Consider the following 15,271-nt stretch of genomic DNA (forward strand, 5'->3'; position numbering starts at 1 on the left):
AATTTTCACAGGCTGTCGACTCGACACAGATCGGACAGTCTGAATAACGAACAATCACAATAGGTTTTCAGTACTATGCAAAATTATCCCTGGTGGCGCGGCGCCGTCATCTATCAGGTCTACCCCCGCAGCCTGATGGACAGCAATGGCGATGGCATCGGCGATCTGCCGGGCATCATCGACAAGCTGGACTACATCGCCAGTCTGGGTGTGGACGCCATCTGGATCTCACCTTTTTTCAAATCGCCAATGAAAGACTTTGGTTATGACATCAGCGATTACCGCGATATTGACCCCATTTTTGGCACGCTGAACGACTTTGACCGTTTGATCAGCGAGGCTCACGCCCGCGATATCAAGATCATCATTGATCAAGTGCTCAGTCACACCTCAGACCAGCATCCCTGGTTTGAAGAAAGCCGCCAGTGCCGCGAGAATGACAAAGCCGACTGGTATGTCTGGGTCGATCCGGCTGAAGACGGCTCACCGCCCAACAACTGGCTGTCCATTTTTGGCGGTGTCGCCTGGGAGTGGGAGCCGCGCCGGTGCCAGTACTACCTGCATAACTTCCTTAAGACTCAGCCGGATCTGAATTTCCACAACCCGGCTGTACAGAAAGAAATTTTGTCTGAAGTCGAATTCTGGTTGAAGAAAGGCGTGGATGGCTTTCGCCTGGATGCCATCAACTTCTGCTTCCACGACAAAGAGTTGCGGAACAACCCGTCAAAACCGGAAGCCGAGCGCAAAGGTCGCGGCTTCACCACCGACAACCCCTACGCCTATCAGCGCCACCTGTATGACAACACCCGGCCGGAAAACCTCGATTTTCTCAAGCACCTGCGCCAGCTGATTGATCAGTATCCCGGCGTCGTGACCCTGGGCGAAATCTCTTCTGAAGACTCGCTCAAAACCATGGCCGAGTACACGGCGGGCAACGAACGCCTGCACATGGCCTACAGTTTCGAGTTGCTGGCCGAGTCGGTGTCGCCCCAGTACGTACGCGACACCGTGGCCACTCTGGAAGCGGGACTCGGTGAAGGCTGGCCCTGCTGGGCCATCGGCAACCACGACGTCATTCGGGTAATGAGCCGCTGGGGCGACACACCCTACAACCCCGAACAGGCCAAGATGCTCAACGCCATGCAGCTGTCACTGCGCGGCAGCGTGTGCAGCTACCAAGGCGAAGAACTGGGTCTGACCGAGGCGGAAATTCGCCAGGATCAACTCCAGGACCCTTACGGCATCACCTTCTGGCCCCGATTCAAAGGTCGCGATGGTTGCCGCACGCCCATGCCCTGGCAGAAAGAAGCCACACAGGCCGGTTTCAGTGACGCGGTACACACCTGGTTGCCAATTCCGGACGAACACCGGGCCCTGGCAGTTGACCAGCAAGCCGACAAAGCCGATTCCATTCTCAATCACTACCGGGGCTTTATTCACTGGCGCAAGCAACAGCCGGCACTGGTACTGGGTGATATCGAGTTTGTGCACGCGGATGACGACATCCTCGTGTTCACACGCACCAACGCGCAACAGCAACTGCTGGTTGCCTTCAACTTCAGTAAAGAATCCAGGGCATATGACACGAGCGCCCAGCAGATTTCGCATTTGCTGGACGGTCATGGCCTGGTACCGGGGGAGTGGAAGAGTGAGACCCTGACGCTCCCCGGATACGGTGCAGCATTTGCCCTGCTCCACTCACGTTAACCCACTATAGTCATAATAACCGACGAGGAAACTCATCATGATCAACAGCAAAAAAATGTTACTGCCATCAGCCATTGGCTGTATCCTGGCCGGCGCTTACAGCGTACCGGCTGTGGCCCAAGATGACGGAATGATCCTGGAAGAAGTGGTCGTTACCGGTATTCGTCGCAGTTTGATGAACTCCATCAGCATCAAGCAGGACTCCAGCTCCATCGTCGAAGCTCTGTCGGCGGAAGACATCGGTAAGCTGCCCGACACCAGTATCGCCGAGTCCCTGGCGCGCCTGCCCGGCCTGGCCGGTGAGCGCGTCAACGGTCGCACCAGCGGTGTTTCCGTGCGCGGCTTTAACGAAGACTATGTCGCTACCACCATGAACGGCCGCGAGCTGCTCGGTATCGGTGACAACCGCGGTGTTGAGTATGATCTCTACCCCTCAGAGATCATCTCCAACGCGGTCGTCTATAAGTCGCCCGACGCCAGCCTGGTCAACCAGGGTCTGGGCGGTATCGTTGACCTGCGCACCATTCGCCCGCTGGAAAACGAGCGCATTATCGCCATCAACGCCAACCTCGAGCAGAATGGCATGAGCTCCGCCAACCCGGACTTCAGCGATCGCGGTCACCGTTTGGCATTCACCTTCTCTGATACTTTTAACGACGGCACCATGGGCTTCGCCCTGACCCTCGCCACCATGGACTCTCCGAGCCAGGAAGAGCAGGTACGGATGTGGGGCTTCCCCGATAACAACGAAGCCGGTAACTGGGAAGAGCTCGGTGGTCCGGAGTTCGAAGACTTCCCGGATGCCGAATACATTATGGGCGGTCACGATACCTACGTGCGCTCTGGCTCCATGCAACGCGACACCGTGTCCTCCATTTTCCAGTGGGCACCGAATGATCGCCTGACCATGACCGCCGACTTGCTGTACATCGACTTTTCGGAAGAAAAAGTCTTCCGGGGTCTGGAAGAAGGTGGGCCGATCTGGAGCGGTGCGGAGTTTGAAGTCTTCAATGTTGAAGACGGCCTGGTCACTGAAGGTCAATTCGATGGCTTTCACTCCGTTATTCGGAACGATGCAGAATCTAAAGAAGGCGACCTGACCGCGTTTGGCTTCAACCTTGAGTATTTGCTGAACGACGACTGGAAACTGGGATTTGACGCCGCTCGCAGCGAATCCTCAAAAAGCTTTATCAACATGGAAAGCTATTCCGGTACCGGCCGCGCCCGGACCGACACTCAAGGCGGTGCCGCAGCGCGCTCGTGGACCCATACTGGTGACGCCGGCATCACCTTTGGCCCACACAACAGCATCACCATGCCAGACTACACGGACCCCAACGTCATCCGCCTGGCCGGCCCACAGAACTGGGGCGGTGGTATTGCTGACCTGGTGGGCACCGATAATGCTCAGGACGGCTTCGTCAACCAGCCGATATTCGATGAAGAGCTGACCACTGTGCGTCTGAACGTTGATGGTCATGTCGACTGGTCTATCTTCAATCGTGCCGAATTCGGTATTAACTTCTCCGACCGCTCCAAGTCTAAAGCCAACACCGGCGCTTATCTGGTGGGCCCGGGCTTTACCGACAACGAGCCGGCTGAAACCCAAACCGATGCGCCGGTACCGGAAGAGTTCCGCGTAGGGAACACCGATCTGAGTTTTGTGGGTCTTCCCCCTATGCTGGCTTACGATAGTGTCGGCCTGTACCAGAGCGGTTTCTACCGTGAAATTGATGCGACGCTGTACGAACCCGGCCGCCTGGGCGACACCTGGACCGTGGACGAGCAAGTTACTACGCTTTACAGCATGCTCGACTTCGAACAGGGCATCATCAGCGGTAACATCGGTCTGCAAGCGGTTCACACTGACCAATGGGCCACCGGCTTTGATACCCAGACCGAGCGCGTCGATGGTGTTGCTACGGTAGTGACGACCCCAACCGAAGGCGGCGATGACTTCTGGAACTTCCTGCCCAGTCTGAACATGACCTTTGACGTGGCCGAAAACCAATATGTGCGTTTTGCGGCGTCTCAGACCATGTCTCGCGCTCGACTCGACGACATGCGCCCGAACAACACCATCGGCTTTGACTTCGACGACGGTATTCGCCAGTCCACTGACCCCGAGCGCAGCGCCTGGAACGGCAGTTCCGGTAGCCCCCAGCTGCGGCCTCTGCGCGCTTATCAGGCCGATCTCGGGTACGAGTGGTACTTTGCTGACGACGGCATGCTCGGTGCCGGCATCTTCTACAAAGACCTGCGTAACTGGCACTTCAACCGTCAAGTCCTGACTGACTTCAGTGAGTTCATCATCGAAGGCTATCACGACAACGGCATCGACGAACTGCGTTCCACCCAGGGCTTCACCAACTTTATGGCGGAAGCCGGTTCGGGTAGCGTGAAGGGTCTGGAGCTGCAGGCGAGCGTGCCCTTCTACATGTTCAGCGACATTCTGGATGGTTTCGGCCTGATCGCCAGCGCCACCTTCCTTGACGGTGAGCTGACCGATATAGATGAAGAGGGTAACCCCGTCACCGCCGATATCCCGGGCTTGTCCGAGCGCATCTACCAGGCCACACTCTACTACGAGCGCAACGGTTTCGAGGCCCGTATCAGCGGCCGCTACCGTGACAAGTACGCGACCGAGTTCTACGGCCTGAGCATGGCCCTGACTCCGACCACCGACCTGGGTGCGGAGATCTGGGATGCACAGATCGGCTATGACTTCGGCGCAGGTGGTTGGGACAACCTGGATGGCTTGAGCATCAGCCTGCAGGCACAGAACATCACCGATGAAACCACCATCTCAGCTGCAGAAGATGACCCGCGTCGGGTCAACACCTACCAGCGCTTTGGTGCCAACTACCTGCTGGGTGTGAACTACCGCTTCTAAACCCACGCAGCAAGGAAGCCCCTGCTATAGTCAGCCTGTAGCAGGGGCTTTTTTATGGTCGGTGCTCGGCAGGAGTTCATTCATGAATACACAAAAACCCATAACAAAGGTTGCGATTGTTGGCGGCGGCTCATCGGGATGGATGGCGGCGGCAATGGTCAGTCGGTTCCTGGGCCCACAGCTTGATATCACCCTGATAGAATCGAGCGCCATCGGTACCGTGGGTGTTGGCGAAGCGACTATCCCGCCCATTCGCACCTTCAACAATGTCCTGGGTATCGACGAGAACGAGTTTCTGCGTCGCACCGGCGGCACCATCAAGCTCGGTATCGAGTTTGAGAACTGGGGCCGGCAAGGTGACCGCTATATGCACGCCTTTGGTGACATTGGCCGCAACCTCGGCTTTACCGGGTTTCACCACTACTGGCTGCGCGGCCAGCAATCAGGTGAAGCTCACAACTACTGGGACTTCTCCCTCAATTATCGCGCTGCCAAAAACCACCGTTTTCAACCTTTGGAGACTATCCCGAATACGCCCCTGTGTGGATTGGTGCACGCCTACCACTTCGATGCCGGGCTCTACGCGCAGCTGCTGCGCGAGTACAGCGAGGCGCGAGGCGTCAAGCGTATCGACGGCACCATCCAGCAGGTACATCAGCACCCGGATACCGGTGAAGTCACCGAATTAACGCTGGCAGATGGTCAACAGCTGGACGCCGAGCTGTTTATCGACTGCTCGGGCTTTCGCGGTTTACTGATCAAGGAAACCCTCAAGGTCGAATTTGACGATTGGTCACATTGGCTGCCGTGCAACCGGGCTTTGGCTGTACCCAGCGAAACCGCCGCCCAAACCACCCCCTACACCCGGGCCATCGCCCATGAGGGCGGCTGGCAGTGGCGCATTCCCCTGCAGCACCGCAATGGCAACGGCCTGGTCTATTGCAGCGATTTCCTGTCGGATGATCAGGCCAGTACACGGCTGCTCGATAACCTGGATACACCCGCCCTGGGTGAGCCGCGACCGATCAGCTTTACGACCGGCCGACGTCGGCAACAGTGGCACAAAAACGTAATCGCCCTGGGGCTGTCTAGCGGTTTTCTGGAGCCCCTCGAATCCACCAGTCTGCACCTGGTGCAATCGGGCATTGTGCGCCTGATCAAACATTTCCCCCATCGCGGATTACAAAGCGCAGTGATCGATGAGTACAACCGTCAGTCACAGGACGAGTTTGAAAAGATTCGCGATTTCATCATCCTTCATTATCACCTGAATCAGAAGCATGACAGTCCCTTCTGGCGCGCCTGCCGCGAATCCGACAAGCCCGACTCCCTGTTGCGTCGGATCGAACTGTTCAGAACCAGCGGGCTGGTCTTTCGGGAACAGGACGAGCTGTTCAGCGAAACTGCCTGGCAGCAGGTGTTTATCGGTCAGGGACTGATCCCGGAAGATTACCATCCACTGGCGAACGAGCTGCCGGGCGCACAATTGACAGAATTTTTCCGCAACCTGAACACCACATTTGAACGCACTGTCGATCAGCTTTCTGATCACGATGCCTACCTACAACAACACGCAAAAGCCACATTATGAAACTGATATATTCCTCTCTGATACTGTTAACCCTGGTTCTGACACTGCCTGCCAAGGCAGCCTCAATTGATCGTATCGACCCACCCTTCTGGTGGGCCGGCATGGCAGAGCCCTCATTGCAACTGATGGTTTACGGCGACGCCATCGGCGACCTCCAGGTCGACGCCAAGCACGACGCTGTGAAGGTTGAGCGCGTCATACCGGTAGAAAATGACAACTACCTGTTTGTCGATCTCCTCATTAACCCTGCATTCGAAGGCGGCAGCGTCACCCTGACCTTTTCCAATGCCGATGGCGCGCAAATGGAACAGCGCTATGAGATTCTGCCCCGACGCGAAGGTTCAGCCCAACGCCAGGGGCTGTCGACTCAGGATGCCATCTACCTGATTGTGCCGGATCGCTTTGCCAATGCCGATCCCGAGAACGACACGTTGCCCGGCATGAAAGAGGCAGCCAATCCAGACAGCCATGTAGGACGCCACGGTGGCGACATCGCGGGTATCATTCAGCATATGGATTATATTGCCGACATGGGCTTCACCGCCGTTTGGGCCACGCCCTTCCTGGAGAACGATCAGCCGGCCTACTCCTATCACGGTTACTCCACCACCGACCACTACCGCATCGATCCCCGCTTCGGCAGCAATCGCGACTATCAGCGCCTGTCAGAAGTCGGCGCCGGGCACGGTGTAAAACTGGTGAAAGACCTTATCGTCAACCACATCGGCGACCAGCACTGGTGGATGGATGATCTACCCACTGACGACTGGCTCAATTTTCAGGACGGCTTTGTCCCCACCACCCACTACCGCACCACCATTCAGGATATTCACGCGGCGGATATCGACCGCAAACACTTTGTCGACGGCTGGTTTGTGGAGACCATGCCCGACCTCAATCAGCGCAACCCCCTGATGGCGAACTACCTGATCCAGAACAGTATCTGGTGGATCGAGTACGCCAACCTCAAGGGCATTCGGGCCGACACCTGGTCCTATTCCGACCGCGACTTTCTCGCGGACTGGACCCGCCGATTGCTGGACGAGTACCCCAACTTTACCATCGTGGGTGAAGAGTGGACTCCCAACCCCAACACCATCGCCTACTGGCAGAAAGGACAGAGTAACCCGGACGGTTACGAGGCCTACACCCCCAGCATGATGGACTTCCCGGTGTACTACGCTTTGCGCGACGCCATGACCGAAGAAGAGAACTGGGGCGAAGGGCTGATCAACCTGTACCTGGCATTGGCGGACGACTATATCTATCCGGATCCCTGGTCGCTGGTCATTTTTGCCGAGAACCACGATACCAGCCGCATCTACAGCTACCTGGATGAAGATCTTGCACGCTTTAAACTCACCATGACCTTTCTCGCTACCATGCGCGGCACACCGCAGTTCTTTTACGGCTCGGAAGTACTCGCCACCAGCCCCAAGACCCGGGCCGACGGCGAAGTTCGCAGTCAGTTTCCCGGCGGTTGGCCCGAGCACGAGCGTAACGCCTTCACCGGCAGGGGCTTGAGTGATGATCAGGCAAGTGCCCAGAACCACCTGCGCCGCCTACTTAATTGGCGTAAAAGCGCCGCGGTCATTCATGACGGTCGGCTTCTGCATTACGCACCGGAAACGGGCGTGTACGTGTATTTTCGCTATACCGATGATGAACGGGTGATGGTGGTACTGAACAAGAATGATACAGATAGAACTCTCGATCTTTCCCGTTTCCGTCAGGGATTGGCCGAGCACGCCAAGGGCGAAGATATTCTATCCGGTGAAGCCTACACGCTAACGGATACGATAACCGTAGGCGCAGGCCGGAGCCTTGTGTTGGAGCTGAAACGCTGAGATTTTAAGCGTTAAAACAACTAAAAAAGTGTTTTCATAGTCATTTTCAGTTGCCCCCGAAGCCCGCATTTTCTGCGGGCTTTTTTTGTGGCTCGTTGCATACGTATGCATTCAATGCATACGTATGCAAGCTATTGTGACCCCCGCAGCATAAGCCTAGTATGAACTCAACGTTAGATAACACTGAATAACAACGACAACGCACAAAGGTACTCCCATGGTCCTTTATTGCAAACGCAGTAGCGACAGAATTCCGGACAACTAAGTCTACAGGCGACGTGTGTAGCCCCGCGCCGAAACCAGTGTCTCTCTCCAACCCTCCAAGTGTTGGGACTCCTCTGCCAGGAGTTTTTCGGGCGCAGTTTACTGCGCCCTTTTTTTATCCCCACAACGCGTAGAACTCATAAAACCCTAACAAACAAACCACCCGAAAGGAGCGATAATAATGAAAACGCTGTTACGCAATATCGGTATCGCTGGCGTCGCCAGTATGCTGAGCCTGCACGTTTTTGCCGACCACACGAGCACGCCCAACACCGTCACCCTGGTGGGCAGCGTGCAAGAAGCCCTGGGCTGTCCCGGTGACTGGCAACCCGATTGTAGCGAAACTTTCCTTGAGAACACCGAAGGCACAATCTGGTTCGGGAGTTTTGACGTGCCCGTCGGTGAGTACGAAATAAAAATTGCCATCAATGGCGGTTGGGATGAAAACTACGGTGCCGGTGGCGCTCAAGATGGTCCGAATATTCCGCTGGACGTCGAGGAAGCTGAAACCATCGATTTCTTCTACGATCACAGCAACCACCGCCTGTTTATCGGCGAGATGGCCGCTGGCGACCTGAGCGCTGCGACCGCCCACTGGGTCAGTGCCGACACTTTCGTCTGGGAAGCCCCGGCCGGTGCCGAGGTCAGTTTGCATTACGCTGAAAATGCCGGCATTTCCATCACCCCGGAAAGTACCGTCGACGGCAGCGAGTCCATCGCATTGACCCCTACCGGCGACACGCTGGGCGGGGAACTGGCCGAGCGCTTCCCGCACCTGTCGGGCCTGCAGACCTTTACCCTGTCCGAAGAAGCTCACACGCAGGTCCCGTCGCTGTTACGTCAGCAGATTGTGCTGATTGCCACCAACGATGAGGACGAAGTGGTCGATGCCACCGGCCTGCAGATTCCCGGCGTACTCGATGACGTGTTCGGCTACGATGGCGAACTGGGCCCGGTGTACAACGCCGAAGGCATTCACGCCAAAGTCTGGGCACCCACCGCTCGCTCGGTCAACCTGCACGTCTTTGCCGATGGTCACCCGGAAACCGACGCCGTCGTCCACCCCATGACCCGCGATGACGACACCGGGGTCTGGTCGGTATCCGGCGACGAAGGCTGGGATCGCATGTACTACCTGTACGAAACCGAAGTCTATGTACCGCTGACTCAAAGCGTCGAGACAACCCTCAGCACGGACCCGTACACCGTGAGCGCCGCCACCGACGGCAAACGCAGCCAGTTCGTCAACCTCATGGACGCGGACCTGAAACCCGAAGGCTGGGATGAACTCGAGAAACCGAGCCTTGAGCGCATCGCCGACGCCATCATCTATGAAATCCATGTGCGCGACTTCAGCGTGCACGACCCTGAAGTTCCCGAGGAGCACCGCGGCAAGTTCACGGCCTTTACCCTTGAAGGCACCCACGGTATCGAACACTTGAAAAAGCTGATCGATGCAGGCATGACCCATATTCACCTGCTGCCAGTAAACGACTGCGCGACCATTCCCGAAGACCCTGAAGACCGCGTCGACGAGCGTGACCTGGGCCTGGACACGCATGGCCCGGCGAGCGAAGAGCAACAAGCGATCATCTGGGAGATTCGCGACCAGAACGCTTTCAACTGGTGCTATGACCCCCACCACTTCAATCTGCCCGAGGGCAGCTACGCCTCCGATCCGGACGGCACCGCGCGCATCATCGAGTTCCGTCAGATGGTTCAGGCCCTGAACGCACTGGGCCTGCGGGTTGTGGTCGACGTGGTCTATAACCACACCAACAGCGCCGGTCTCGGTGAGAAGTCTGTGTTCGACAAAATCGTACCCGGCTACTACCACCGCCTCGAAGGCTCTGGCGGCGTTGCCATGAGCACCTGCTGCCCCGGTACTGCGACCGAGCACAGCATGATGGAGAAGTTCATGATCGACTCCATCGTACTCTGGGCCGATGCCTACAAGGTCGACGGCTTCCGCTTTGACCTGATGGGCCACCATTCCCTCGACAATATGCGCAAGGTGCGTGACGCACTCGACGCGATGACCACTGAAGAGCACGGTGTCGATGGCGAGAAGATCCTGCTCTACGGCGAGGGCTGGAACTTTGGCGAAGTGGCCAATAATGCCCGGTTTATCCAGGCCACCCAAGACAACATGGCCGGCGAAGACATTGCTGCCACATTTAACGATCGCTTCCGCGACGCCATCCGCGGCGGCAGCCCCTTTGACAGTGGCGTCAACCACGTGCGCAGCCAGGTGTTTGTCAATGGACTCTACCTGAACCCCAATGATGAAACCGGCGGTGCCACCCTGCAACAACTGCTGCGCAATAAAGACTCACTGCGTATCGGTCTGGCCGGTTCTCTGCGCGACTTCAGCATCATCGACCATGAAGGCAACACCACCGTAGGCAGCAACGTTCGCCATCACGGTCAGGCCGGGTATGCGCGCAGCCCGCTGGATATCATCAACTACGCGGGCAAGCACGATAACGAAACCCTGTTTGACATCAACCAGTACAAACTCCCGCTGGATACCAGCCCGGAAGATCGCGCGCGGGTCCAAGTGGTCGCCAACAGTCTGGTACTGATGGCTCAGGGCACGCCCTTTATGCAAGCCGGTCAGGAACTGCTGCGTTCAAAATCCATGGATCGCAACACCTACAACTCCGGTGACTGGTTCAATGTGCTCGACTTTACCTATGAGGATAACGGCTGGGCACGCGGCCTCCCGGTCGCCAATGAGAACGAAGCCAGCTGGGACGAAATTCGTCCGCGTCTGGAAAACCCGGAACTGGCGGTTAGCAGCGCTGAAATCGCCCACGCGCTTGAAGCCACCGCTGCGCTCCTGACGATCCGTGCTTCTTCACCGCTATTCAGCCTGGAAAGTGCCGAGCAGGTCATGGACGTGCTCGACTTCCACAACACCGGTGCCGATCAAGTTCCAGGCCTGATTGTGATGAGCCTGACCGACACGCTTGAGATCGACGCCCACTACGCGCAAATCGTGGTGATCTTCAATGCCGATACCGAAGCCCAAAGCTTCGAGTGGAACGTCAACGACAACGCCTTTGAACTGCATCCGGCCCAGGCAGCGTCGAGCGATGACGCGCTGGAGGACGCCCACTTCGATGGCAGCTTCCACGTACCGGCGCGCACTACTGCCGTCTTTGTCAGCGCCATCCCGGACGACGGTGACAATGGCAATGGCAATGGCAATGGCAATGGCAATGGCAACGGTAATGGCGGAGACAATGGTAACGGCAATGGCGCAGACAACGGCAACGGCAATGGCGGCGACGCTGAGGCACCCCGCAGTCGCAGCAGCGGTAGCCTGTCCGGCCTGGGCGCGCTGATGCTGCTGTTAATGCTCGGCGCACTTGCGCTCAACCGTCAACAACGGAGTCTGTAATCATGAAAACCCTGCACAAATTGGTACTCCCGATTGTGCTGGGTGCGTTGGTGGGCTGCGGCAGCAGCTCATCCGACGACACCCCCACAAACGGCAATGGCAACGGTAACGGTAACGGCGGCGCGAACGGCAACGGTAATGGCAATGGGGGCGACCCCATTGCCAGCCTGAGCTGCGACACACCCGCTTACGAAACCGCCAAAAGCCTGCGCATCTATCAGGTCATGACCGAGGCTTTCATCAACGGTAATCCCTCCATTGGCCACGGAGTAAGCTACGGCACCAGTCATCATATGGGCGATATTCAGGGCATTACTGACAGCCTGGAATACATCGCCGACATGGGTTTCAACGCCATCTGGATGACCCCGATCTTTGACGCGGTACCCATCGAAGGGCAAGACTGGTGGGCCGACCGCCTGGATGCCACCGGCTACTACGCCAGCAACTACTTCGCGATCGACCCGCGCTTCGGCACCCTCGACGATGCCCGCGAAATGGTCGAGAAGGCACACGAGCTGGGTCTGTACGTTTTCTTTGACGGGGTCTTTGGCCACTTCAAGGAAAACGCCCACGAATACCCCTCGATCAACGATCTGACCGTTACCACCGAGGGCGACCTGCGCTCCGGCGTCGGTCGCCAGGCCATCTACCCGGACGATCTCGAGTTCTTCAAGGAAGTCGCTACCTACTGGATCGAGGAACTGAAGATCGACGGCTGGCGTCTCGACCAGGCCTACGAAGTGCCCCTCGAAGGTTGGCGAGAAATCCGCGCCGCCGTGGAAGAAACCTCTGCCTCGGTGACCTATACCAACGCCGACGGCGAAGCGGTCAACCCACTCGGTTACATGGTCGCGGAAATCTGGCGTGGTGCCGGCGAAATCAGCGCTGAGGCCTACGGCCCCGAGGACGATCCGGCGCTGTGTTCAGCCTTCGACTTTCCGGTCCGCTATTCGCTGGTGCAGACCCTTGCGGTTGAAGAAAGCGGCCAACGCAACGCCACCGCCACCAACCTCAACGCCGGTCTGACCAGCACCCACGGCCAGTACCCGAGCCACGCCATCCCCAACGGCTTTATCGGCAACCACGACCTGGTGCGCTTCGGCGATCTGCTTCAGCGCGGCGACATCGCCGAGCCCGAAGAGGCAGAGTACTGGCAGCGTCACAAAGCCGCCTACAGCTTTCTCGCGGCCTACACCGGCCCTATCACCCTGTACTATGGTGAAGAAATCGGGGATGAAGTACCGGACTTTGCCGATCAGGTGACGGAAGACTGTATCGCGGAGGGGCATTGTGACGATCACGTCGCCCGCAGCGATGGCAAAGTAGAAGGCCTGCCAAGCGGCGAGACTCACGAGGTGTTCAGCGCCAACGAGCAACAGGCAGACCTGCGTGACTACGTGCGTGACCTGATGCACATGCGCGCCGCCAACCCGGCACTCTACCGGGGTGAACGCACCCAGGTGGCCGTACCGACCGACGCCGCCAGCCATCTCTATGCGGCCCACAAGGCGGATGACGACTCGGCGGTGCTCTACCTGCTCAACGTCAGTGAAGAAGCGCTGGAAGTCACCTTTGATGCCTGCGCCATCGGCAGCAACGGCGGCCTCGCGGACCTGTTGAGCGACGACACCATCAGCGCGGAAGACGGTACTTACACGATCCAGGTCCCGGCACTGAGCGCGCGCTTCCTGGACATTGAGGATCCCGCCGAGGATGGCCCGGGCTGCGACGCCGGCAGCATCATCGGTGAAGGCCCGCTGGCGGCCTGCGATTTGCCTGATGCCGACGGCAGTGGCCCATTGGGGCAGACGCTGTACATTCGCGGCACCTACCCGGGTGGCGATGCCTTCGGCGCTACCCCCGGCTACCGTGCCTTCAACTACAAAGGCGACAACCTGTACCAGGTGGTCGTAGACGAGTTCGAGGGCAGCTTCTCGTTCAAGTTCGCCAGCAGCACCTGGAGCCGCGAATACGCGGTTGCAGGTAGCGCCGCCGTGATCCTCGGCACCGAGCAGCCACTGGCTGTTGCCGCCGGGCCGGGCACCGAATCCTCAATCACCATTCCTGAGGCCGGTGACTACGTCTACAGCTTTGAAATCGATGAAGACCTCGATGGCGGCACCATGATGGTGAGCCGCTGCGCCGAATGATGCTCGATAAGCGTCTTTAACATTCAGGGGCCTTCGGGCCCCTTTTTGTGTGCGTCAGGTCGTGGTCGCCGCTCCGCGCATCTGTTATCTTTACCGGATCGAAATTCCGGGTTTAGAGGAAACATCCCCATGCGTTTACTGGCTACCAGCCTGCTCATCACCTCAACTCTGCTCGCCGCCTGCGGTGGCTCATCCGGCGGCAGTGACACCCGCGACCTCAATCGCAACAGCGAACAGGTACAGCGGGAATCCCGCACCCTCGACACGCCCGAGCCCGGCTACCTCGCCACCAAGGATTTTTACCACTTCATTGACCAGAACGCTGTGCTCGCCCTGCACTTCCCCAACGATTCCCGGGACTTCCGCATGCTCGCCTCGGTCGCCATTTTTGAGCAGGATGCTGCCAGCGACAGCATCAACCGCTGGATCCGTAATCAGACCAGCAGCGCCACTGATCCGCGCGCGGCCGTGCCCCGGGAAGTGATTGAACTGACCTCGGGCGAAGACTTTGCGACCCAGGACAGCCTGCCCGACGGCAGCGAAGCGCGCTCCAACGGCGCCCTCTACGAGCGTTACACCCTCGGCTATCAGCTTGAAAACGTAGAGCACGAGGCCTTCGACTTGCGCGGCTTCTCGTCCTTCACCGACGTCTATCTGTGGGTCAACGACTTTAACGACATCGTCAACACCGCTCTGCCTATCGTCGAAACCTTCAGCGCGCCCGATAGCACCGCCGAATTTTTCAGCCCTGACCACAAGGCGCTGCGTACCCGCTATGCCCGCTACGCGCCGTCCCTGGTGGATGAGTTGCCCGCCTTCTATTATCCCCTGTGCTGTTTCGACGGCATCGGTAGCAATGGTCGCCCAGTAGTTGACGAAGAGCGCCTGAGCCTCACTGACACAGGTCTGCGCCTGCGCGATGCCCAGTTCACCCTCGGTCAGACCCTGCACCGGTACCCTGAAGGGAATGGCGACAACCCCAAGATCGACTCGCGCCTGTACCACTACGACTTCGCCGGCATCACCAGCTGGGGCGAACTCAATCTGTCAGAATCCTATCGGGTGAGCTTCTGCGTACGCAGCGCCAGTGCCGATGGCCAACTGGGGCTGTGGGTCGACAACAATGCCGGGGAGGACATTTTCAATATGCCCCACAGTGTCACCAGCCGTCTGATCAACCTGGACACCGGCATCCTCATTCCGGGCGAACGGGTGAGCGTCAACGTCCCGGGTGATGTGACCATTGGATCCAGCCCCACGACCAGCATTGCCACTCATCGCGGCACCGCCAAGTCATTTTTGCAGGTGCGCGTCAGCGGCGGTGGCGATGTGACCCTGAGCGATCTGGTGGTTGAACGCCAGAGCGATAACAATACCGGCGACCTCACCTGCGAGGCCGACGGCTAGCGC

7 protein-coding genes are annotated in these 15,271 nt (G+C 58.2%); all 7 read left to right on the forward strand.

What is annotated here, in order from left to right:
- The first annotated feature begins 75 nt into the window (after positions 1-75).
- The gene (locus DKW72_RS05925) at positions 76-1,707 is read left to right on the forward strand and encodes an alpha-glucosidase family protein (RefSeq protein WP_111641426.1); all 1,632 of its coding nucleotides are present in this window, start codon (positions 76-78) and stop codon (positions 1,705-1,707) included.
- Between the two features lie 37 nt (positions 1,708-1,744).
- On the forward strand, positions 1,745-4,600 hold the full coding sequence (locus DKW72_RS05930) for a TonB-dependent receptor (protein ID WP_111641427.1): 2,856 nt from the start codon (positions 1,745-1,747) through the stop codon (positions 4,598-4,600).
- 82 nt (positions 4,601-4,682) lie between these two features.
- Complete coding sequence (locus DKW72_RS05935) at positions 4,683-6,191, forward strand: tryptophan halogenase family protein (RefSeq protein WP_111641428.1); 1,509 nt, start codon at positions 4,683-4,685, stop codon at positions 6,189-6,191.
- Positions 6,188-8,038, forward strand: a complete 1,851-nt coding sequence (locus DKW72_RS05940) for a glycoside hydrolase family 13 protein (RefSeq protein WP_111641429.1) — start codon at positions 6,188-6,190, stop codon at positions 8,036-8,038. Before DKW72_RS05935 ends, DKW72_RS05940 begins: the two co-directional genes overlap by 4 nt.
- A 445-nt stretch (positions 8,039-8,483) precedes the next feature.
- The gene (gene pulA / locus DKW72_RS05945) at positions 8,484-11,708 is read left to right on the forward strand and encodes a pullulanase-type alpha-1,6-glucosidase (protein WP_111641430.1); all 3,225 of its coding nucleotides are present in this window, start codon (positions 8,484-8,486) and stop codon (positions 11,706-11,708) included.
- Between the two features lie 2 nt (positions 11,709-11,710).
- Positions 11,711-13,861 carry an alpha-amylase family glycosyl hydrolase gene (locus tag DKW72_RS05950; RefSeq protein ID WP_111641431.1) on the forward strand — a complete coding sequence of 717 codons (2,151 nt, stop codon included), beginning with the start codon at positions 11,711-11,713 and terminating at the stop codon, positions 13,859-13,861.
- Between the two features lie 129 nt (positions 13,862-13,990).
- Positions 13,991-15,268 carry a hypothetical protein gene (locus DKW72_RS05955; protein ID WP_111641432.1) on the forward strand — a complete coding sequence of 426 codons (1,278 nt, stop codon included), beginning with the start codon at positions 13,991-13,993 and terminating at the stop codon, positions 15,266-15,268.
- Positions 15,269-15,271 lie beyond the last annotated feature (3 nt).

This window comes from Marinimicrobium alkaliphilum, assembly GCF_003259155.1.
GTDB lineage: Bacteria > Pseudomonadota > Gammaproteobacteria > Pseudomonadales > Cellvibrionaceae > Marinimicrobium_A > Marinimicrobium_A alkaliphilum.

Coding starts and splice junctions, on each gene's coding strand:
- DKW72_RS05925 (WP_111641426.1), top strand. CDS start 76: ATGCAAAATTATCCCTGGTGGCGCGGCGCCGTCATCTATCAGGTCTAC.
- DKW72_RS05930 (WP_111641427.1), top strand. CDS start 1,745: ATGATCAACAGCAAAAAAATGTTACTGCCATCAGCCATTGGCTGTATC.
- DKW72_RS05935 (WP_111641428.1), top strand. CDS start 4,683: ATGAATACACAAAAACCCATAACAAAGGTTGCGATTGTTGGCGGCGGC.
- DKW72_RS05940 (WP_111641429.1), top strand. CDS start 6,188: ATGAAACTGATATATTCCTCTCTGATACTGTTAACCCTGGTTCTGACA.
- pulA (WP_111641430.1), top strand. CDS start 8,484: ATGAAAACGCTGTTACGCAATATCGGTATCGCTGGCGTCGCCAGTATG.
- DKW72_RS05950 (WP_111641431.1), top strand. CDS start 11,711: ATGAAAACCCTGCACAAATTGGTACTCCCGATTGTGCTGGGTGCGTTG.
- DKW72_RS05955 (WP_111641432.1), top strand. CDS start 13,991: ATGCGTTTACTGGCTACCAGCCTGCTCATCACCTCAACTCTGCTCGCC.